At 61.9% G+C, this 19,694-nt stretch carries 18 protein-coding genes and 1 pseudogene; 12 read left to right on the top strand and 7 right to left on the bottom strand.

Annotated elements, in window-relative coordinates; genetic code table 11:
- Positions 1–287 (bottom strand): annotated as a pseudogene (locus tag ACTHNE_RS17400) (Pr6Pr family membrane protein); the annotation flags it as partial.
- A gap of 109 nt (positions 288–396) precedes the next feature.
- Here ACTHNE_RS17400 and ACTHNE_RS17395 point away from each other — a divergent pair.
- Complete coding sequence (locus tag ACTHNE_RS17395) at positions 397–1,761, top strand: DNA recombination protein RmuC (protein WP_440269899.1); 1,365 nt, start codon at positions 397–399, stop codon at positions 1,759–1,761.
- 243 nt (positions 1,762–2,004) lie between these two features.
- On the opposite strand, the gene ACTHNE_RS17390 is transcribed toward ACTHNE_RS17395, so the two are convergent.
- The gene (locus ACTHNE_RS17390) at positions 2,005–2,820 is read right to left on the bottom strand and encodes a shikimate 5-dehydrogenase (RefSeq protein WP_324947973.1); all 816 of its coding nucleotides are present in this window, start codon (positions 2,818–2,820) and stop codon (positions 2,005–2,007) included.
- A gap of 123 nt (positions 2,821–2,943) precedes the next feature.
- On the opposite strand from ACTHNE_RS17390, the gene folE reads away from it, so the two are divergent.
- The 11 genes from folE to ACTHNE_RS17335 all read left to right on the top strand — a co-directional run bounded on the left by folE (position 2,944) and on the right by ACTHNE_RS17335 (position 12,678).
- Positions 2,944–3,543: a GTP cyclohydrolase I FolE gene (folE, locus tag ACTHNE_RS17385; protein WP_324947970.1), complete on the top strand. Its 600-nt coding sequence runs from the start codon at positions 2,944–2,946 to the stop codon at positions 3,541–3,543.
- Positions 3,543–3,866 (top strand): EF-hand domain-containing protein, encoded by a 324-nt coding sequence (locus ACTHNE_RS17380; RefSeq protein ID WP_324947968.1) that lies wholly within the window; start codon positions 3,543–3,545, stop codon positions 3,864–3,866. Before folE ends, ACTHNE_RS17380 begins: the two co-directional genes overlap by 1 nt.
- Before the next feature lie 211 nt (positions 3,867–4,077).
- Positions 4,078–5,415 (top strand): TCR/Tet family MFS transporter, encoded by a 1,338-nt coding sequence (locus ACTHNE_RS17375; protein ID WP_324947966.1) that lies wholly within the window; start codon positions 4,078–4,080, stop codon positions 5,413–5,415.
- Positions 5,412–5,918, top strand: coding sequence for a DUF1993 domain-containing protein (locus ACTHNE_RS17370; RefSeq protein WP_324947964.1), 507 nt, complete (start codon positions 5,412–5,414; stop codon positions 5,916–5,918). Before ACTHNE_RS17375 ends, ACTHNE_RS17370 begins: the two co-directional genes overlap by 4 nt.
- 215 nt (positions 5,919–6,133) lie before the next feature.
- Positions 6,134–6,781 carry a DsbA family oxidoreductase gene (locus ACTHNE_RS17365; protein ID WP_324947962.1) on the top strand — a complete coding sequence of 216 codons (648 nt, stop codon included), beginning with the start codon at positions 6,134–6,136 and terminating at the stop codon, positions 6,779–6,781.
- Positions 6,782–6,875: 94 nt separating this feature from the next.
- A complete protein-coding gene (locus ACTHNE_RS17360; protein ID WP_440269898.1) occupies positions 6,876–8,597 on the top strand; it encodes an NAD(P)/FAD-dependent oxidoreductase in 1,722 nt (573 codons plus the stop codon).
- Positions 8,587–10,689, top strand: coding sequence for an ATP-dependent DNA helicase DinG (gene dinG / locus ACTHNE_RS17355; protein WP_324947958.1), 2,103 nt, complete (start codon positions 8,587–8,589; stop codon positions 10,687–10,689). Before ACTHNE_RS17360 ends, dinG begins: the two co-directional genes overlap by 11 nt.
- On the top strand, positions 10,686–11,243 hold the full coding sequence (locus tag ACTHNE_RS17350) for a HutD/Ves family protein (protein ID WP_324947956.1): 558 nt from the start codon (positions 10,686–10,688) through the stop codon (positions 11,241–11,243). The genes dinG and ACTHNE_RS17350 overlap by 4 nt, the downstream gene beginning before the upstream one ends.
- A 145-nt stretch (positions 11,244–11,388) precedes the next feature.
- Positions 11,389–11,967, top strand: a complete 579-nt coding sequence (locus ACTHNE_RS17345) for an NnrU family protein (RefSeq protein WP_324947954.1) — start codon at positions 11,389–11,391, stop codon at positions 11,965–11,967.
- Positions 11,968–12,045: 78 nt separating this feature from the next.
- Positions 12,046–12,240, top strand: coding sequence for a hypothetical protein (locus tag ACTHNE_RS17340; protein ID WP_324947952.1), 195 nt, complete (start codon positions 12,046–12,048; stop codon positions 12,238–12,240).
- A gap of 36 nt (positions 12,241–12,276) precedes the next feature.
- Positions 12,277–12,678, top strand: a complete 402-nt coding sequence (locus ACTHNE_RS17335) for a YchJ family protein (RefSeq protein ID WP_324947950.1) — start codon at positions 12,277–12,279, stop codon at positions 12,676–12,678.
- A 71-nt stretch (positions 12,679–12,749) separates the two neighbouring features.
- On the opposite strand, the gene ACTHNE_RS17330 is transcribed toward ACTHNE_RS17335, so the two are convergent.
- The 5 genes from ACTHNE_RS17330 to ACTHNE_RS17310 form a co-directional block, all read right to left on the bottom strand.
- Positions 12,750–13,505 carry an NRDE family protein gene (locus tag ACTHNE_RS17330; RefSeq protein WP_324947948.1) on the bottom strand — a complete coding sequence of 252 codons (756 nt, stop codon included), beginning with the start codon at positions 13,503–13,505 and terminating at the stop codon, positions 12,750–12,752.
- Between the two features lie 124 nt (positions 13,506–13,629).
- On the bottom strand, positions 13,630–14,517 hold the full coding sequence (locus ACTHNE_RS17325; RefSeq protein ID WP_324946828.1) for a methylglyoxal synthase: 888 nt from the start codon (positions 14,515–14,517) through the stop codon (positions 13,630–13,632).
- 411 nt (positions 14,518–14,928) lie between these two features.
- Positions 14,929–16,023 carry a hypothetical protein gene (locus ACTHNE_RS17320; protein ID WP_324946826.1) on the bottom strand — a complete coding sequence of 365 codons (1,095 nt, stop codon included), beginning with the start codon at positions 16,021–16,023 and terminating at the stop codon, positions 14,929–14,931.
- A 79-nt stretch (positions 16,024–16,102) separates the two neighbouring features.
- Positions 16,103–16,264 (bottom strand): hypothetical protein, encoded by a 162-nt coding sequence (locus ACTHNE_RS17315; protein ID WP_324946825.1) that lies wholly within the window; start codon positions 16,262–16,264, stop codon positions 16,103–16,105.
- Positions 16,265–16,549: 285 nt separating this feature from the next.
- Positions 16,550–19,300 carry a TonB-dependent receptor gene (locus tag ACTHNE_RS17310; RefSeq protein WP_324946823.1) on the bottom strand — a complete coding sequence of 917 codons (2,751 nt, stop codon included), beginning with the start codon at positions 19,298–19,300 and terminating at the stop codon, positions 16,550–16,552.
- Between the last annotated feature and the right edge of the window lie 394 nt (positions 19,301–19,694).

The raw sequence follows: 19,694 nt of genomic DNA, 5'->3' as shown, positions 1-19,694 counted from the left end.
CCCACGAACGCGATGCTGCTCGCGACCCAGCCGATCGCGGCCGGCTGCGTGAAAAACCGTCCGGGCGCCGTCGCCGGCAGGGCGGCCGGCCAGGTGGCCGCCACCGCCACCAGGATGTTGGTGAGCACGGTGAAATAGCCGAAATAGATCGCCAGGCCCTGCAGCGTGTTCATGCCCCTCGCGTCGGTCAGGCGCAGCGAAAGATAAAGCTGCAGCACCACGCCGGACCAGGCGACGACGGCGATCAGCGCGGCCAGCGGCCGGCTCGTTTCGATCGATGCGCGCATGCGGGCTCCCGAGGATGCGTGGCGACGCGCCGATACTACCCCGGCGCGCCGGTCTCAGGGATTGATACGAGTGCGCGTAAACTGTGCACCGGTACTGCCGGACATGCCCATGCCCCTGCTCGATATCTCGCTCGCCCTGTTGGTCGTCCTTCTCGTGCTGCAGGTGTTCATCCTGCTGCGCGGCCGCGGCGACGCCGGCCTCCAGACCCGGCTGGATGGTTTGAAGGACGATCTGCGCCATTTGCGCGAGGCCGTCGCCCAGGAACATCGCGCGGGCCGCAACGAACTGAGCCAGGCGCTGATGCAGTTCGGCCAGCGCCTGGACGTGCTCACCGAGCGCACCGACGGCGGCCTGCAGGCCTTGTCGCAACGGCTGATCGAAGAAGCCCGCCGCGGCCGCGAGGAACTCGCTGCTACGCTCAACCAGCTCGGCAACCAGCAGAAGCAGCAGTTGGCTATCCTCGCCGCCGATAACGAAAAACGTCTTGGCGAGGTGCGCACCACGCTCGAAACCAAGCTCAGCGCGATCCAGCAGGACAACGCCGCCAAGCTGGACCAGATGCGCGCTACGGTCGATGAAAAGCTGCAATCCACGCTGGAAACGCGCCTGGGCGAATCGTTCAAGCTGGTGTCGGAGCGGCTGGAAGCCGTGCAGCGCGGCTTGGGCGAAATGCAATCGCTGGCCAGCGGCGTCGGTGATCTCAAGCGCGTGCTGAGCAACGTGAAAACGCGCGGCATCCTGGGTGAAATGCAACTGGGCGCACTGCTGGACCAGATACTGACGCCTGAGCAGTACGCCGCCAACGTCCCCACCGTGCCCGGCTCGGACGAGCGCGTGGAATTCGCCATCCGCCTGCCCGGCGGCGAGCATGACGATCACGTATGGCTGCCGATCGACGCCAAATTCCCGCGCGAGGATTACGAACGCCTGCTCGACGCGCAACAGCTGGCCGACGTGGAGGCAATGGAACGCGCCGCAAATGCATTGGAGCGCCGCGTGCGCGACGAAGCCAAGACCATTCGCGCCAAGTACATCGCACCACCGGCGACCACCGATTTCGCCATCCTGTTCCTGCCGACCGAAGGCCTCTACGCTGAGATCATCCGCCGTCCCGGCCTGTTCGACAGCCTGCAGCGCGAGCAGCGCGTGATCGTGGCCGGCCCCACCACGCTTGCCGCCCTGCTCAACAGCCTGCAGATGGGTTTCCGCACGCTGGCAATCCAGAAACGCAGCAGCGAAGTGTGGCAATTGCTCGGCGCGGTGAAGAACGAATTCGGCAAGTTCGGCGACGTGCTGAAAATGGTGCGCAAGAAGCTGGACGAAGCGGGCAAGCATATCGACGCCACCGCCGTGCGCACGCGCGCGATCGAACGCAAGCTGCGCGACGTGGAGTCGCTACCGGGCGAACAGGCGCAGCAGTTGCTGGGGGAATCGCTCAACAGCGACGAGGAGCTGGTCGAAGACCAGCCGTAGGTTGGGGGTGCAAACCCCAACATCCGGAACGCACATGCATGGCGATGCTGGGGTTTGCGCCCTGATGTATCCCCACGTTTTTGCTCGATGATTTCAATAAAATCAGCGAGCTATACACCTTGCACATGATCTTCCAGATTACTGGGCCGTCATTCCCGCTTTCGCGGGAATGACGGCATTTCGAGCACATATGCACCAAACGAAAAACGTGGGGATATATCAGGGTTTGCGCCCCAACCTACATCACCCCAACGCATGCGCCGCTGCCCGCGCAACCAATGCCGCATCCGGCCGCACGCCGGTATAGAGCACAAACTGCTCCACCGCCTGCAGCACGATCACTTCCGCGCCCGTCACCACCGGCTTGCCGAGCGAGCGCGCCAGCGTGATCAACGGCGTTTCCGGCGGCAGCGCCACCACATCGAAAACCGCTGTTGCGCGTTCCACCGCATCGCGCTCGAAAGCGAGCTGATTCTTTTCCGGACCTTCCATGCCGATCGGCGTGACGTTGATCAGCAGATCCGCCTGCACGCTCGACATATCCGGCACCCAGGCAAAACCGCTCGTTTGCGCCAGCGCCCGGCCGGTCGCCGCATTGCGCGCCACGATATGCCCGCGCCTGAAGCCGGCATCGCGAAACGCGCACGCCACCGCCTTGGCCATGCCGCCGCTGCCGCGCAACGCGAGCGACATATCCGCGCGCAGGCCATGCTGCTCGATCAGGCTGCGCACGGCGATGTAATCCGTGTTGTAGGCATGCAAGCGACCGTCATTGTTGACGATGGTGTTGATCGACGCGATGGCCCGCGCGGAATCGTCGATGCTGTCGACCAAGGGAATGCATGCCTCCTTGAACGGCATCGACACCGCACAGCCGCGGATGCCCAGCGCACGAATGCCGCCGATCGCCGCCGGCAGGTCGCGCGTGGTGAACGCCTTGTAGACGTAATTCAAGTCCAGCGCCTGGTACAGGAAATTCTGAAAGCGCGTGCCGAAATTGCCCGGACGTCCGGACAGGGACATGCAAAGCTGGGTATCGCGGTCGATGGATCGAGTCATGGGGAAGGAGCTCTGACGAGGGTCGGCGGCCTGCGGATAGCCCGCCCGGCCTGGGGCTCCCGACCCTACCATCTTGACGCGGGCGTTACACTTGCCAGCCTGAACCCGCATCAAGGAAGCCGCATGAGCGAGCACGAGCCCACCGAAGTCACCCGCGAGCAGGCCGAAGAAGCCGTGCGCACCTTGCTGCGCTGGGCCGGCGAGAATCCCGCGCGTGAAGGCCTCCTGGATACGCCGCGCCGCGTGGTGAAGGCTTACCGGGACTGGTTCAGCGGCTATCAGATCGATCCGGGCGAATACCTGCGCCGCACCTTCGAGGAAGTGGCCGGCTACGACGAAATGGTGGTGTTGCGCGACATCGAATTTGAAAGCCATTGCGAACACCATATGGCGCCGATCATCGGCCGCGCGCACGTGGGTTACCTGCCCACCAACCGCGTGGTGGGAATCAGCAAGCTGGCTCGCGTGGTGGATGCGTTTGCGCGCCGCTTCCAGGTACAGGAAAAGATGACCGCCGAGATCGCGCGCTGCATTCAGGAAAACCTGCATCCGCAGGGCGTGGCGGTGGTGATCGACGCCAGCCATGAATGCATGACCACACGCGGCGTGCACAAGCGCGGTGTGTCGATGATCACCAGCCAGATGCTGGGTTCGTTCCGCGACGATGCGCGTACGCGCGCCGAGTTTCTCGACTTCATCGGCATCCACGGCGGCCGCCGCTGATGCGCGCCGCCCTGGCGCTGCTTCTGGCGCTGCCGGTCGCGGCGCTTGCGCAAAACACGGCCGGCGGCCTGTTCCGCGCCATGGACGCCAATGGCGATGGCCGCATCAGCGAAGCCGAATACGTGGCCTACATGAGCCAGGGCTTCGATCGTCGCGACCGCAACCACGATGGCGTACTGGAGCCGGACGAACTGCCCGGCGGACACGGCAAGCCGGTGACGCGCGCGGCATGGCAGGACGACCTGCGGCGGGAGTTCCGCAAGCTGGATCGCAATCACGATGGCTATTTGAGCCCGCAGGAATTGATGCAGCCGCCGCGGTGATGCTGGTAGGTTGGGTTAGCGCAGCGTAACCCAACGTATTCGCGGGACACCGTTGGGTTACGCTGACGCTGCGCTAACCCAACCTACGGGTAGCTTTCGCAGGATTCGCCCAATCCGCGACATTTCCTGCACGCGCCGGCCCATGCCAAGCCACGCCGCTTGGGCTATCGTTGCAGCTTTGATCCTCGCCCTGGGCTCTTCGCATCTGCGCATGGATACCGCTGCTCCTTCACGCCAAACCGCCGCCTTCGCCTTCATCTTCGTCACGGTGATGCTGGACATGCTGGCGTTCGGCATCATCATCCCGGTGCTGCCGCACCTGATCGTGGAACTGAGCGGTGGCAGCATCGCGCAGGCCGCGGTGTGGTCGAGCGCGTTCGGCACGGTCTACATGCTGATGCAGTTCGTGTTTTCGCCGGTGCAGGGCACGTTGTCGGATCGCTTCGGCCGCCGCACGGTGATCCTGATCTCCAGCTTCGGCCTGGGTGTGGATTTCATCGTGATGGCGCTGGCGCCGGTCGTGTGGCTGCTGTTTATCGGCCGCGTGGTGTCGGGCATCTGTGCGGCGAGCTTTTCCACTGCCAATGCCTATATCGCCGACATCGTGCCGAAGGAAAAACGCACCGCCGCCTATGGCGCGCTCGGCGCGGCCTTCGCCATCGGCTTCGTGGTGGGGCCGGCGCTGGGCGGTTTCCTCGGGCATTACAGCATCCGCCTGCCGTTCTGGGTGGCGGCGGTGCTATCGTTGATCAACTTCTGCTACGGCTTTTTCGTATTGCCCGAATCGCTGGCGCCCGAACGGCGCAGCAAGCGGTTCGAATGGCGTCATGCCAACCCGTTCGGCGCCTTGGTGCTGCTGCGTCGCTATCGGCAAGTATTCGCGCTGGCCGGCGTGTATTTCCTGATTACGCTGGCGCAGTTCTCGCTCAACGCCACCTATGTGCTCTACACCGACTATCGCTACGGCTGGGGTTCGCAGGCGGTGGGCTATACGCTGGCACTGGTCGGCTTGTGCAGTGGCTTCGTGCAGGCCGTGCTGGTGCGGCGCCTGATGCCGAAACTCGGCGAGCGGCGCCTGATCATGATCGGTCTGCCGTTGTGCGTGGTGGGTTATCTGTTCTTTGGGCTCTCGTCCGTGGCGTGGGTATTCCTGCTGGGCATTCCCTTCCTTTGCCTGGGCGGGCTTGCCGGGCCGCCGGCGCAGACCTTGATGTCGCATCAGGTCGATCCGCATGAACAGGGGCGTCTGCAAGGCGCGTTGAGCAGCCTCGCCAGCCTGGCCGGCATTTTCGGGCCAGCCGTGTTTGCCAATCTGTTCGCCTTGTTCATCAGCAACCACGCCCCCATGCATGTGCCCGGCATCGCCTTCCTGCTGGCGGCGCTGTTGCTGGTCGCGGCCACCGGCCTTGCCGGTTATGCGATCCGGCATGCCCAGGCCGCGCCAGCCGGCAGTCATGCGGCGTCCGCGTTGCACGGCGAGCTGTCGCCCGTTGCGGACGTGGTCACCCACGAATCACTTACCCATCGTCATCCGGAGTCATCCCCATGAGCCTCTCCATGTATCACGCTTCCGTGCCGCTCTTCGTCCGCGCACTGACCAACCTGCACCACGTGCTCAAGCTCGGGGAAAAACACGCCAACGACAAAGGCGTAGAAGGCTCGGTGATGCTGCAGACGCGGCTGATCCCCGATATGCTGCCGCTGGTCAAGCAGGTGCAGATCGCAACCGACATGGCCAAGAACGGCACCGCTCGCCTGGCCGGTGTCGATCCGCTGAAGTTCGAGGACAACGAAACCTCGTTCGAAGAGTTGTACGCGCGCATCGACCGCGCCCTCGACTACATCAAGAGCTTCAAGCCCGAACAGATCGATGGCAGCGAAACGCGTCCCATCACCATCAAGTCGCGCAACGGCGAGCAGCATTTCGAAGGCCAGGCCTATCTGCTGCACTTCGTGATTCCCAATTTGTTCTTCCATTGCACCACTACGTACGCGATCTTGCGCGAGGCAGGGGCGCATCTTGGGAAGCAGGATTTCATAGGGAAACAGTAAGCGGCTCGATAATGTTCGCCATGCAGACCGAAGGTTTTCGCTCTGCATGGCGATCGGGCTTACGAAGCATGGCATGGTGCGTACGCTCATTACTTGCAAGCATTCCGCAGTAATGAACAGGGAACTCTCACTTCATCTTGCTCTTCGGGGCAAATAGTTGATTCCATACCATGCCATCCCCATGCATACCGGCATCCTCTTCCATGGAAGCCATCATGCCCAAACACCTCACCATCGACTTCGTCTCCGATGTCGTCTGCCCGTGGTGCGCCATCGGCCTGAAATCGCTGGAGCAGGCCCTTGGTCATCTTGATGGCGAAGTCACCGCCGACCTGCAGTTTCGTCCCTTCGAGCTCAATCCGCAGATGGCGCCGGAAGGTGAAGATGTAGCCGAGCACTTGTCGCGCAAATACGGCAGCACGCCCTCGCAGATGGCGCAGAACCAGGAAGGCATCCGCCAGCGCGGTGCGGCGGTGGGTTTCACGTTCAACATGGACAAGCGCAGCCGCATCTACAACACCTTCGATGCGCACCGGCTGCTGCACTGGGCGCAATTGCACGGGCGGCAGCCGGCGCTGAAGCTGGCCTTGCTGGAGGCGTATTTCGGCCGCGGCGAAAACGTCAGCTCACATGAGGTGCTCGCCCGTGTGGCCGGCGAAGCAGGCCTGGATGCCGGTGCCGCGCGCGAGGTGCTGGACAGCGGCCGCTATGCGGACGAGGTTCGCGAGGAAGAGCGCTTCTACCAGCAGCAGGGCATTCGCGCCGTGCCGTCGGTAATCGTGAATGGCAAGTATTTGATCCAGGGCGGGCAACCGCCGGAAGTGTTCGAGCAGACCCTGCGCAAGATCGCGGGCGAGGTTTGACCCGCGCCGCGGTATGACCGCCAGATCTCCCGGGAAGGAAGAGGGAACGGCCCTGGCATGAGACAATAGCCGCCCCGCTCCACTCCGCCCGGCAATGCTGCGACTCACCGACATCAAGCTCCCCCTGGACCATCCCGAGGAAGCGCTCGCCGCCGCCATTCGCGCCCGGCTGCATGTCGGCGCCTCGGCCATTCGCGGTTATTCCGTGTTCCGCCGCGGCTATGACGCGCGCAAGCGCGGGGCGATCCAGCTGATTTACACCCTGGATGTGGATGTTGCCGATGAGGCGAAGGTATTGGCGCGGTTCGCGGATGATCCCCATGTGCGTCCCACGCCGAATACGGACTACGCCTTCGTCGCGCATGCGCCCGGTGTATTTCCACGCGACATCCCTGGCGCGGAAGGCAAGAGTCAAGAATCGGCCATCCATGGCCGAACTCTTCAAACAGATCCTCCACGTCCCGTCGTGATCGGCATGGGCCCCTGCGGCCTGTTCGCTGGCCTCTTGCTCGCCCAGATGGGCTTGCGCCCCATCATCCTGGAGCGCGGCAAGGCGGTGCGCGAGCGCACCAAGGACACCTGGGATCTGTGGCGCAAGCGTAATCTTCATCCAGAATCGAACGTGCAGTTCGGCGAAGGCGGCGCGGGAACGTTTTCCGATGGCAAGCTCTACAGCCAGATTTCCGATCCCAAGCACTACGGTCGCAAGGTGCTTACGGAATTCGTGAAGGCCGGCGCGCCAGAGGAAATCATCTACGTCAGCAAACCGCACATCGGCACCTTCCGGCTGGTGACGATGGTGGAGAACATGCGCCACACCATCGAGGCGCTGGGCGGCGAGATTCGTTTCGAGCACCGCGTGGATGACCTCTTGGTCGACACCGATGCCGATGGCGTTCGCCACGTGCGCGGCGTGACGCTGGCCAATGGCGAGCAGATCCGCACCGACCACGTTGTGCTCGCGCTCGGCCATAGCGCGCGCGATACCGTCGCCATGCTGCATCGGCGCGGCGTGTACCTGGAAGCCAAGCCGCTCTCGATCGGCTTTCGCGTGGAGCATCCGCAATCGATGATCGATCGCGATCGCTTCGGCTCGCAGGCAGGCCATCCGCTGCTTGGCGCGGCGGACTACAAGCTGGTGCATCACTGCCGCAATGGCCGCTCGGTCTACAGTTTCTGCATGTGCCCGGGCGGCACAGTGGTTGCCGCCACCAGCGAAACGGGGCGCGTGGTCACCAACGGCATGAGCCAGTATTCGCGCAACGAGCGCAATGCGAATGCGGCGATCGTAGTGGGCATCGAGCCCAGCGATTTCGCGCCTTACGACAACAGCGGCAGTCCGCTCGCCGGCATCGCCTTGCAGCGCGCGCTGGAAAGCCGTGCCTTCGAATTGGGCGGCGGCACCTATGATGCGCCGGGCCAGCTCGTCGGCGACTTTCTTGCCGGCAACGCATCGACCGTGCTTGGCGAGATCATGCCTTCGTACAAGCCTGGCGTGCATCTGACCGATCTGTCATCGGCGTTGCCGGATTACGCCGTGGCAGCCATCCGCGAGGCGATGCCGGCGTTCGATCGCAAGATCAAGGGTTTCGCGCGACCGGATGCGATTTTCACCGGCGTCGAAACGCGCACGTCATCGCCGGTGCGCATCCGCCGCAACGATGACGATCTGCAGAGCCTCAACACGCGCGGCTTGTTTCCGGCCGGTGAAGGCGCGGGTTATGCCGGCGGCATTCTTTCCGCGGGAGTGGATGGCATTCGCGTAGCCGAAGCGGTGGCGCTGAGCATCACGCGCCAGGACGTGCATGCTTACTGACGCGATCAAAGACAGCATTCGCGAAGCCTATGCGCGCGTGAAGGACGGCCTGCCCGGCTTTCGCGCGCGCGCCGCGCAAACGCGCATGATTGCGGAAGTGGCCAAGGCGCTCGCGCAAAGTGGCGGCGCGGCGGTGATCGAAGCACCGACCGGCACCGGTAAATCCATGGCGTATTTGATCGCCGGCGTGGAAGCGGCGAAAGCGCTGAAGAAAAAACTGCTGATCGCGACCGCCACCGTAGCCTTGCAAGAACAGTTGGTGGAACGCGATATTCCGCTGTATCTGAAACTCAACGGCCGCGAGATGAAAGTCGCGCTCGCCAAGGGGCGCGGCCGTTATCTATGCCCGCGCAATCTGCGCATGGCCAGCGCCAGCCTCGGTGAAAGCGCGCAGCTGGGCCTGGGCCTGGACAACGACCTGGCCCTATGGAGCAAGCCGCCGGCAGAACGCGACAAGCAGGTGCTGCGCAAACTCACCGATGCCTTCGATCGCAATGACTGGAATGGCGACATGGATGCCGCGCCGGAAACGCCCGGCGACATGCTGCGCGCGATGATCACCACCAGCACCGGCGGCTGCACCGGACGCCGCTGTGCGTATTTCATGCTCTGCCCGTTCTTCGCCGCACGCCGTGCCGCGGCGGATGCGGACATCATCGTCGCCAACCAGGACCTGGTGCTGGCCGATCTCACCCTCTCCAGCGGCGAAGAAAGCTGGGGCGGCGTGTTTCTGCCCAAGCCCGAAGAAACCTTGTATGTGTTCGACGAAGCGCATCACATGCCGGGCAAGACCATCGATCGCGGCGCCGCCGACGTCATGCTCGGCACGGCGGTGCGGCAGATCAGCCGCCTGGCGCGGCAGGTGCATGCGGCCTATTCGCTGACCGACAAGGAAGTGATCGGCAAGCTCACGCTCGATGCCGGCGACGCGAAACTGCAGGAACTCAGCGACGCGCTGGAAGAACTCGAAAAGGAAATACGCCAGTCGTGGATGCCCGATCCCGCGGAAACCGAACCGGTATATCGCGGTTCGCTGGGGCAACTGCCGGACAACTGGGTGCATCACGCCACCGCGCTGTACGTGGCCGCAGCCGAAGTGCAGCGCTGGCTCACCGCCGTGCGCCGCACCGTTACCGAAATGAGCGAAGGCGGCCCCACGCAGGAGGCCCTGGCGCGCGAGCTGGGCATGGCGCTGGAACGCATCGATCGCCAAGTGCGCACGTGGCGCGCGTGGTCCAGCGACGATCCGGAACACGCGCCGCCGCTGGCGCGCTGGGTCACGCTGTCGAACGATCAGCAACTGGTTTGCCACGCGTCGGCGGTTTCGGCCGGCGCGCTGCTGCGCAATATTCTTTGGGATAACGCCAGTGCGGTGGTGATGACCTCGGCCACCTTGAGCGTGGGCGGCAACTTCCGCGGCTTCGCCGACGCAGTGGGCCTGCCGGATGACGCCATCACGGTGAGCCTGCCCTCGCCGTTCGATCTTGGCGCGCAGGCGCGCCTGGAAATACCGGCAGTGGCCGCGCTGCCCGATGCGCGCGAGCAGCATGCGCAGGAAGTCACCGATTGGCTGGCGGAAAACCTCGACTGGGAAGCCGGCAACCTGGTGCTGTTCACCTCGCGCGCCAAGCTCGAACGCGTGCTGCAACGCCTGCCGATCGACAAGGTGCGCAAGGTGCGCGCACAGGGTTCGCTCGGCAAAACGCAATTGATCGCCGAGCACGTAGCGGCCATCGAAGCCGGCAAGGGCAGCACCTTGTTCGGCCTGGCGTCGTTCGGCGAAGGCCTGGACCTGCCCGGCAAGTTGTGCGAAACGGTGGTGATCACGCAATTGCCGTTCGCCGTGCCCACCGATCCCGTCGGCGCTACTTATGCCGAATGGCTGGAATCGCGCGGCCGCAACCCTTTCATGGAAGTGGCCGTACCCGAAGCCACGCGCCTGCTGATCCAATATTGCGGCCGCCTGATCCGCAGCGAAACGGATCGCGGCCGTATCGTACTGCTGGACCGTCGCGTCATCACACGGCAATACGGCAGCCAGATGCTTAAAGCCTTGCCACCTTTCCAGCGCGTGATCGAGCGTCCTGCATGAGCATCATCCGCCTGCGCGATTGTCCTGCGGTGCCGTGGAAAAACGGCATGGGACGCACGCGCGAATTGGCTGTCCATCCTGCCGGCACCGGCATGGACGATTTCATCTGGCGCGCCAGCGTGGCGGAAGTGGATAGTGCAGCGCCGTTTTCCGCGTTCGAGGGCGTCGACCGCTACATCGCGCTGCTGGATGGCGCGGGGTTTACGATGACGCTGGATGGTGATCGCAGTCACGCGCTGACCACGCCCTTCTCGCCGTTCGCCTTTTCCGGCGAGGCGAGTGTGAGCATTGCACTGCATGGCGGCCCCACGCGCGATTTCAATTTGATGTTGCGCCGGTCCAAGGCGCACGGGGAACTGGTGACCTGGGAAGATCCCGGCCGGCAGGTGGTGGATGACGCGGTCGTGCTGATCTACTGTGCGCGAGGGCACGTCGATACGTCGGATGGACGCCTTCAGCCCGGGGATGCGTGGCTACCGACGCCGTTGACCGGGCGGGTCACGTTGGACGACGAGGCGTTGGCACTTGTCGCGCGGGTGGAATTACGGGAGTAGGTTGGGTTACCCCGGACTTGATCCGGGGGTAACCCAACGATTCCGCTGTGAATATGTTGGGTTACGCTGCGCTAACCCAACCTACATGGCTTTCTCGCAAGACTTGGGCTATCGCTAGGCTTTCATCCTTCTTGAGGCTCTTCCCATGCTCGTGCTGATCCTCGGTCTGATCCTCTTTCTCGGTTTGCATTCCATCCGCATCGTCGCCGACGACTGGCGCACGCAACAGATCGCGCGTATCGGCCTGGCTCGGTGGAAAACGATGTACTCCATCGTCGCCGCCGTTGGCCTGGTGCTGATCGTTGTGGGTTTCGTCATGGCCAGGCAGCATGTGGTGCCGCTGTATGCGCCGCCGGCGTGGCTGCGGCATCTCAATGCGCTGTTCATGCTGATCGCGCTGATCCTGTTTCCCGCCGCGCGCGTACCGAACAACGCCATCAAGGCCAGGCTGCATCATCCACAGGTGCTGGCAGTGAAGACCTGGGCGTTCGGCCATCTGCTCGCCGCCGGCATGCTGCACGATGTAGTACTGTTCGGCTCGTTCTTCGCCTGGGCGGTGGTGCTGTTCGCCGTATCCCGCCGACGGGATCGGCGCAATGGCACGGTTTATCCGCCGGGTACCGTGAAAGGCACGGTGATTACCGTCGTGGCAGGTATCGCGCTGTGGGCGCTGTTCGCGTTCTGGGCGCACAACTTCCTGTTCGGCGTGAATCCGATGGCCTGACAGATGCCGGTAGTCATCTCGCACTACCGGTTCGCTTGCGCTAGATTCAAGCCAGCTCGATAGCTGGAGGTAACGTCCATGGTCGGCTTTCTGCTCTGGTTGGCGCTGCTGGTATTCTGCTGGCCACTGGCGCTGTTGGCGCTGGTGCTGTATCCCATCTTTTGGTTGTTGCTGCTGCCGTTCCGGCTGATCGGGATTACGGTGGAGGCCGTGTTCGCCTTCCTGAAAGCGCTGCTGATGCTGCCGGCACGCGTGCTACGCGGGCCGGCGTAGGTTGGGAACCTGAGTTATTTCCACCGGATTGGCATCTTGCAAGTTATCGATACGCTTACACCCTGTCCTTGCGGCCACAGCAGCTACGCGCGCTGCTGCGGCTTGTTGCACGAAGGCGGCATCGCCAGCACCGCCGAGGCGCTGATGCGCTCGCGCTACAGCGCCTATGTGCTCAAACGCGAGGATTATCTGCTGGCGACTTGGCATCCCGGCACCCGACCGGCCAGCCTGAAGCTGGCGACGCAGCAGCCTTCGCCCACCTGGCTGGGATTGGACGTGAAGCGCCATCAGCAGGATGGCGAGCACGCCATCGTGGAATTCATCGCGCGCCTGCGCTTTGGCGGCGGCAAGGCGCAGCGCATGCACGAAATCAGCCGCTTCGTGCGTGAGAATGGGCGCTGGTATTACGTGGACGGCCAGTTTCCGGAAAGCCCGTGACGTAGGTTGGGGTGCGAACCCCAACACCGGGATGCATGTGCGTATGAGGACATTGGGGCTTGCACCCCAACCTACAGGGACAGCTCGCTCTCGCCTTTGAAGCTGCCGTTCGGCCCGAAGCGGCGCTCGATGATCAAGCCTTTGCCGTCATAGCCAATCGCCACGATGGTGCTGGCGCGCGTACCGTAGGCCTCACCACGGATGAACGCCGAGGACAACCAGCGCTCGCGCTCCAGGCCCACACCGGTGTCAGGCAGCAGTTCGTCCGGTGCCTGGTGCTCGTTGGCCAGCGCGATGAACAGCGGCGCGAAATCCACTTCGTGACCGGCATCCATCCACGCCTGCAGGCGTTGCATCAGCGCGCGCGTCTTCGGCCATGGCGTGTTGAAGTCGGCATTGGAAAGACCATGCACGCCGGGTTCGATCAGCTGCGCCCGCGACGAAGGCCGGTTGCCGATGTAAAAACCATGCTCGGCATCGAAGGTAAGCAGGTTGAAGGGACGATAGCCGGGTGCGGCCGCCAGCAGCTCTTGCGCATGCGCCACCGCGTCGAGGGAGCCGGTGAGATAATCCGTCGCGAGCAATCCTCGCGATACGCCATGCTGCGGATCGCGAGGATCACGCACGTTGGTGACAACGCAACATCGCCCCGCCGGCGTAACGCCCAGCCATGTACCGCCCGCTTCGAGATCGCGCCCGCCGACGATCGGCAGATCGTTCCAGCGCGACAAAGGAGCACTGGGCCGAGCATGAAATTCATCACGGTTGCCGGCAAGCAGCAGGCGCCAGCGCGGATGGGCTTGCCAGGCGAAGGCGATCAGGCACATGACACACCTCTGCGGGACGATGGCTCCCTCTCCCCTCCGGGGAGAGGGTTGGGGTGAGGGGCAACACTTGCCATGAATCTCATAGAAGCAACGCTCTCCGAGGGATCTTCACCGCATATTTGCCTCATCGCGAAGCGGAAACATACCCCGCACGCTTGCGCACCGCATCGGCCCAGCGCGCCGCGACACGTGGTGAAGTCATGCACACCGTACTATCGGTCACTGTGGTCACCGCGCGTTCCAGCAACTGGATATCGGCTTCATGCTGGCGCGCGACGTGCGGATCTTCAAAGAAGATCGCACGCTGGCAGCGTCCCTCCAGCACCAGGTCGGCAATCTGCGCGTCGCCGCCCATCGGCCCGCTCTGATAGCGTTCCACCCAGTGCTCACCCTGTGGCCATCCGCGGCTCCACGCCAACTCGTTCAACTGCTGGCCGGTGGTACCTGTGGCCACGCGGCGCGCGAAACGCGCCAGCACATCGAAGTGATCGGAAGCGTAGGCCATCATCTGCGGCTTCATTGCATCATGTGCGATCAACGCCAGCGTCTGGGTTTCCAGCGCATGCAGGTCATCAGCGCCCGCGTCGGGCGCCAAGCCTGCCTGGATGCGCTCCATCTCGATCCAGTCGCGCGCCGACGCCACGGTGGAGATGAAAGGCTTCTGATGAATCACGCATTGGCGCTTCAAGGCCACCGCTTCGGGAAAAATGGAAGACGGATCGACCGGATCGATCAGGTAGATCGCCCCATCCAGCGCACGCTCCGGCGCATGCATGCCCACCACTTCGGCGACCAGTTTCATGAGACCGCCTTCGCGCCCATAGGGATAACGCACAAGGCCAGGATGATCGGCCAAGTAACCCACCCGTTCGATCGCCGCATGCGTACGTCCTACTGCATGCAGGTGCAGGTTGAGCTCACGAATGCCCTGCTCGCACGCTCGCAGCCAACGAAACAGCGCCGCGTCGTCGTGATCATGATGAAGCGCGTTGGCGGCGAGGCCTATACGCATGCAATCTCCCCTTCTTCAATTCGGTCTAGGAATCCATAACATATCCGAAAGATGCCAGCACCTGGCCAGTTCCATCTGTGAGGGAGCACGTGATGCGTTGTCCGCAAACGGCTATCACTGCGGGAACAGCATAGCCGACCACGCATGCCAGCGAGCGCATCCCATCCAGCGCCAGATGCAGGTGCCGGATATGCGCAAAAATGGGGTACGACGAGCAGTACGTTTGGCGGCGGCGCTTGCCACGTCACCCCCGCGTTCCTTACCCGCCTTATTCCAAGGCATCCTATTCGCACGCGTGGCTTCAGTGCTTGAATGCAAGTCGCGCCGTACGACAACGTACGGCGCGAAGGTCAGATAATTTGCAACGGCGCCCCATGATTGATTGCGTTGGTCAAGGCGCATCGGGCCCGCTCAGGCCTCCACCACAAAGATGTCGCTTTTTTCCAATGGCGCTGCAAGAAGACGCGCATGCTCGTCGCTCTGCCGGTATTCGGCGAAGCAGACATCGGCTTCGATATTCATGGAGTAGTCGACACGACCCTGCAGCATCATCGCAGTCATCGCTTTCAGCACAGGCAAATCGGGAACCTGCTCCTCGACAAACAGGAACTGCCCCTGCTGATTCACTTCAAGGAAATAGAAATCACCTTCTTTATCGGCAACAAGATCAATACAGCCGAAGACAAGACCAAGCCTCTTCATCAAAGCCCGCAGCTTCACTTCCACGCTTGCCGGAAGCGTAAACTCTTCCAGCAACAGTTCGTCCTCGTAAACGTGCGGCCGCCAATCGACATAGGCGTCCCGGTCTTTCCTGCGCAATTTTGCTGAAAAGAACCGCTCACCGATCATCGTGACGCGCAAATCGAAGGTTTTATCTATATAGCGTTGATAGATACCGGGGCACAGCGCTATGGCGTCGTCCGGCAGGTCACTTTCTCTATCAAGAATAGACGGGCTGCTTCCATAGAGCTTTCCGTCGCGGTGGTTTTTCCACATGAAGTCATAGAACTGCTTGAAGACAACTTTGCCGAGCTTTCCGACCATGTCACGAACGGTAACCGCATCATTGGTTACTACCGTATCGGGGATTGGCAAACCGACTTCGTTAGCGACCTTCAGTTGCAGCAGCTTGCTTTCAGCAGCGTATGCAGCAATGGGATGATTTACCCACAATCCTGCGGCCAGGTCGGCGGCAAGTTCAAATGCATTGCGCTGAAATATTTCCCACTGCTTGTGCACAAACTTGTGATCAAACTCGGCAAGGCCTTCGATTTGCGGCGCTTTCACTACGCGGGTCCATACCGACTTCAGGTCGCTCGAGTTACCCCAGGGGCCGATTGCCTTGATACCTCCCCTGCCTGCGTGAATCGAAAACCTTGCCGCTTCGCCTAGATGCAAGGATGGCGCCCACAGCGTTTCCATCCCGTTTCTTTCCAGCGCCCAATGGACCGCGCTAGCGTGTGCATCATTGAGCGGAGCAAAAATCATTGCTTGTGGACTGTGCATGGCACCCTTTCCCGTCCTGAAAATGGACGAGCCCGTCAATCAACGGGCTCGCGTAAGGCGAAACGGAAGTTCGGTCTGCTCAACCTACCTCCGGCTCCCAGGCGGTGGTAGTGAGGAAACCTACCTTCATGCCATCAACATACCCAAACCGGTCAATTTCTTCCTGCGGGATGACCCGCGCGTTCAAGCGCGCGAATGGACGCACCAGATCCTTTTGATCCTTGAGAATTTGCTCTTGCATCACGCTCTCCTGTTTTTGAGGGAACACTTGAGATCAGCGCTTCGACCCGAACCGGAAACGCATCAGGCCCAAGCGCATCAAAGTTTCTTGAAAAGGACGTTTTAGCGGTGTGAAATTCTTAAGCCAACGGAATGCTCTTATAAATAACCACCAGACGGCGACAACTGGTTTTTCATAAAAAAAACGGCGCACCGAGAAATTCGGTGCGCCGTTTTTTCTTACGTGCAGGCTTTAAGGTCGAAAGCAACGGCGCATGAATCGGCCCGCCACGACGCCCCTTTCGCCTTAGAACTTCACCTTTACACCCACATTCCAGAAGCGACCCACAACACCAGACTGCGTATAAGTCGGGTTGTAGTTGTTGGCTGCATAGTTTGCGGGATCAAACGGCGCCTTGCGATCGAACACGTTGAATAGCGATGCGGTGATCGCGATGTGGTCGTTGATGTCGTAGCTGCCCGTCAGATCGAAGTCATAGAATGAACCAACGTGGCAGTTCGAAGGCATGAAGGCGGTGCCGGCAGCGTTGAGGAAAAGGCACGAACCGGGGCCGACGCCCACGTCTTCGGCAATTTCCTGATAACCGCTGGTGTAGTACAGCGTTCCCGTAACGGTCAGCGGTCCATACATGACCGTGTTGGACCACGAACCCTTGGTACGCGGAGTGCCCGCGCCGGACGAGAGATTGTACGGCCCCTGCGTACCGACGTAGCTTTGCACGACGCCACCCGGCAGGATCATCTTCCATTGGAAGATCTGCGTGCCCTGCAGTTCGGTGATGTACTTCATGCTGCCAAAATCCCAATGGCCCTGGATATCCACATCCACGCCGGTGGTCTTGAGCGAGTTCGCGTTGATGTACTCACCCGTGAGCACGGCCGGACGCGCCAGCGCGCCAGGATGCTGCGGGTCGGCCAGATCCGGCGTAATCGTCACGCCGGGCACGGTACCTCCGTTCGCCCAGTAAGCAGCAAGCGCACTGCCGTAGTCGGGCGAGGTGATGACGTTGTTCTTGCGGATGTTGTAGTAATCCACCGAGGCATTCAGCCAGCTGGTGGGCTGAACCACCACACCAAAGGTGAAGTTGCTGGCCTTCTCCGGCTTGATGTTGTGGTTGGCGAGCGTGTACTCGGAGATTGCATAAGGCGTTGAGCTGTAAGCATTGCCACCGTGCAGCGCCTGGAAGCTATCCGGCGGGGTGATGGTGACGAAACCCTGCGCGGAGCTGGAACCGTTTTCGGCGAAGCTCGGTGCGCGGAAACCCTTCGAATACGTGCCACGGATCGCGACCCAATCCAAAGGCTTCCACTTCAAGCCGATCTTCGGCGAGAAGTTGTTACCCACGTCGGAATAGTGGTCGAAGCGGCCGGACACATCGGCTTCCAGCGATTCCAGCAACGGCATGTCGAACTCGCCATACACGCCGGCAACATCACGGCTGCCCTTGGTCGTGGCGTTACCCAATCCCTGGAACTCGAAGTTCGGGTTCAGCGTGGGATCGTCTTGCGCTTCATGGCGCACTTGCGCGCCGACCGCCAGACCGGCCGGACCACCAGGCAGGTCGAACAAGCTGCGGCTGGCGTTGAAGTCCAACGAATCCAGGTCTGAAGTGGATGTCTTGGCATAGCCGGGTGCGAGCGTGGCACGGATGGCACCCGAATTCGAGGACGGATTGGCGAAGTTGTAGGTGCCGTTGTTGATCGCGTTGATCAACGCGTTGTAGCTGATGTAACCAAACTGGTCTGTATTCAGCCAAGTGTGGTTGATCGTAGCGGTGGTGTTGTAGTTCCAGTCACCCATGGTGCCCTGGACGCCACCCACCAAGCGTACGTTGTGGTTGTCGTAATTGGTGCCGCGAGGAATATCGCCAAACGCATAGTTGATCGGCGCATCCCCGTCGAACGGGTTGGAGGGATTGCCCTTCGGCAGCGTGATGTTGTTGGTGTTGTTCGGCGTGCTGTTCTGGATCTGCGTCGGAGTCAGCACAGTCCAGGTCTTGGCCTGCATGTAGCTGGCCGACAGATAAGCGCGGGTGGTGTCGTTGATCTTGACCGTGAAGCGGCCATAGATACCACCCTGCTCCATTTCCGGCTGGAACTGGGTGTACTGGTTGACCAGGCTCTGGCCGCAGTAGCTACCGGCACTGCTGGTAACCAGGTGCGTATTGGGCGTGCAGTTGCTCAGCGGGTGCAGCAAGCCGGTGGCTGGATCGGTGATCGAACCTACCGTCGAGCCCGTGTTGTTGCCTGGCACTTCCGGGTTCGGGCCGCCGATCGAGCTGAGGTCATCGGTGTTGTACGGGAAGCCGCGGTCACGCGTCCAGATCGGATTGTCCTTCTCGTATTGCACGCTGAAATAGGCGTTGTAACGGTCCTTGTCCAGGTCGCCCGCACCAGCCATGAAAGTGGCCTTCTTGGTGAAGCCGCCGCCATGCTGGGAATTGCCGACGTCGGCGGTGCCTTCGATACCCTTGAAGCTCGGACGCAGAATGATGTTGACCACGCCAGCGATCGCATCCGCGCCGTAGAGGGACGACGCGCCGTCCTTCAGCACTTCGATGCGCTCCACTGCGGCCAGCGGAATGGTGTTGAGATCCACAAAGGAGCGCTGGCCGTCATCGGAAAGCGCATAGCTGGCAGCGCGCTGGCCATCGACCAGCACCAGGGTGGAATTCACGGTCAGGCCACGCAGCGCCACGCCCGAGGAACCGGCTGCGAAGCCGTTGGTGAACGCGTTGGGGATCGAACCGGAGTTGTCGGCCGAAATCGAGCGAACAACGTCGGAAATGGTGGTGTAACCGCTGCGCGCAATCTGCTGCGCAGTGATTACCGTTACCGGCGAGGGCGTTTCCGTATCCACGCGCGGCAACGCCGAACCCGTCACCGTGATGGTCTGCAGTTGCTTGGCATTACCCTGGCTCGGGGCAGCCTGTGATTGGTCCTGGGTGGAAGCCGGCGTGCTCTGCGCGAAAGCGGTGCCGGCAATCGGGGCAAGCAGGAGGCCAGCCAGCGAAAGCGCAAGCTTATTACGAGTCATTTTTCATACCCTCCAAGGTACAGCGGATTGTGATTGCCCAACTAGGGAGTGTTGCGGGTAGGGGAAAGTTGGGCGTGTGGGGACACGGGGCCGAAGTCTTCCACACCCTTGCGCAATCAGACAAGTCCTTAACATCACGCAATATTTTGCGATGACAAGGCTGAGTCGCTGCTTGAACTTGCAACTGCTAACGCGTCAATTGCCTGGAAAACACGCCATCGCATAAGCAGCGCGCGTTACGTGGTCGTTGTTTGACTCGTGCAACGGCGCGCCTGATCAGGCCGATCTGTTAACACTTTCCAGATATGCGATTGCGTGCGTACGGAACGAAAAGACACCGTGCGTGAGCGAAGCACATCGTCGCGTTTGCATGACTGCACGCAAAAAAACGGCG

Source organism: Dyella sp., assembly GCF_051954575.1.
In the GTDB taxonomy this organism is placed as follows: Bacteria; Pseudomonadota; Gammaproteobacteria; order Xanthomonadales; family Rhodanobacteraceae; genus Dyella_B.
This window is presented reverse-complemented; position numbering and strand designations above follow the sequence as displayed.

Bases quoted from the DNA above. Each gene is read 5' to 3' on its own strand.
- dinG (WP_324947958.1), top strand. From the start codon at position 8,587: ATGCTTACTGACGCGATCAAAGACAGCATTCGCGAAGCCTATGCGCGC.
- ACTHNE_RS17330 (WP_324947948.1), bottom strand. From the start codon at position 13,505: ATGTGCCTGATCGCCTTCGCCTGGCAAGCCCATCCGCGCTGGCGCCTG.
- ACTHNE_RS17340 (WP_324947952.1), top strand. From the start codon at position 12,046: ATGGTCGGCTTTCTGCTCTGGTTGGCGCTGCTGGTATTCTGCTGGCCA.
- folE (WP_324947970.1), top strand. From the start codon at position 2,944: ATGAGCGAGCACGAGCCCACCGAAGTCACCCGCGAGCAGGCCGAAGAA.
- ACTHNE_RS17395 (WP_440269899.1), top strand. From the start codon at position 397: ATGCCCCTGCTCGATATCTCGCTCGCCCTGTTGGTCGTCCTTCTCGTG.
- ACTHNE_RS17360 (WP_440269898.1), top strand. From the start codon at position 6,876: ATGCTGCGACTCACCGACATCAAGCTCCCCCTGGACCATCCCGAGGAA.
- ACTHNE_RS17380 (WP_324947968.1), top strand. From the start codon at position 3,543: ATGCGCGCCGCCCTGGCGCTGCTTCTGGCGCTGCCGGTCGCGGCGCTT.
- ACTHNE_RS17350 (WP_324947956.1), top strand. From the start codon at position 10,686: ATGAGCATCATCCGCCTGCGCGATTGTCCTGCGGTGCCGTGGAAAAAC.
- ACTHNE_RS17370 (WP_324947964.1), top strand. From the start codon at position 5,412: ATGAGCCTCTCCATGTATCACGCTTCCGTGCCGCTCTTCGTCCGCGCA.
- ACTHNE_RS17365 (WP_324947962.1), top strand. From the start codon at position 6,134: ATGCCCAAACACCTCACCATCGACTTCGTCTCCGATGTCGTCTGCCCG.
- ACTHNE_RS17315 (WP_324946825.1), bottom strand. From the start codon at position 16,264: ATGCAAGAGCAAATTCTCAAGGATCAAAAGGATCTGGTGCGTCCATTC.
- ACTHNE_RS17390 (WP_324947973.1), bottom strand. From the start codon at position 2,820: ATGACTCGATCCATCGACCGCGATACCCAGCTTTGCATGTCCCTGTCC.
- ACTHNE_RS17325 (WP_324946828.1), bottom strand. From the start codon at position 14,517: ATGCGTATAGGCCTCGCCGCCAACGCGCTTCATCATGATCACGACGAC.
- ACTHNE_RS17345 (WP_324947954.1), top strand. From the start codon at position 11,389: ATGCTCGTGCTGATCCTCGGTCTGATCCTCTTTCTCGGTTTGCATTCC.
- ACTHNE_RS17375 (WP_324947966.1), top strand. From the start codon at position 4,078: ATGGATACCGCTGCTCCTTCACGCCAAACCGCCGCCTTCGCCTTCATC.
- ACTHNE_RS17320 (WP_324946826.1), bottom strand. From the start codon at position 16,023: ATGCACAGTCCACAAGCAATGATTTTTGCTCCGCTCAATGATGCACAC.
- ACTHNE_RS17310 (WP_324946823.1), bottom strand. From the start codon at position 19,300: ATGACTCGTAATAAGCTTGCGCTTTCGCTGGCTGGCCTCCTGCTTGCC.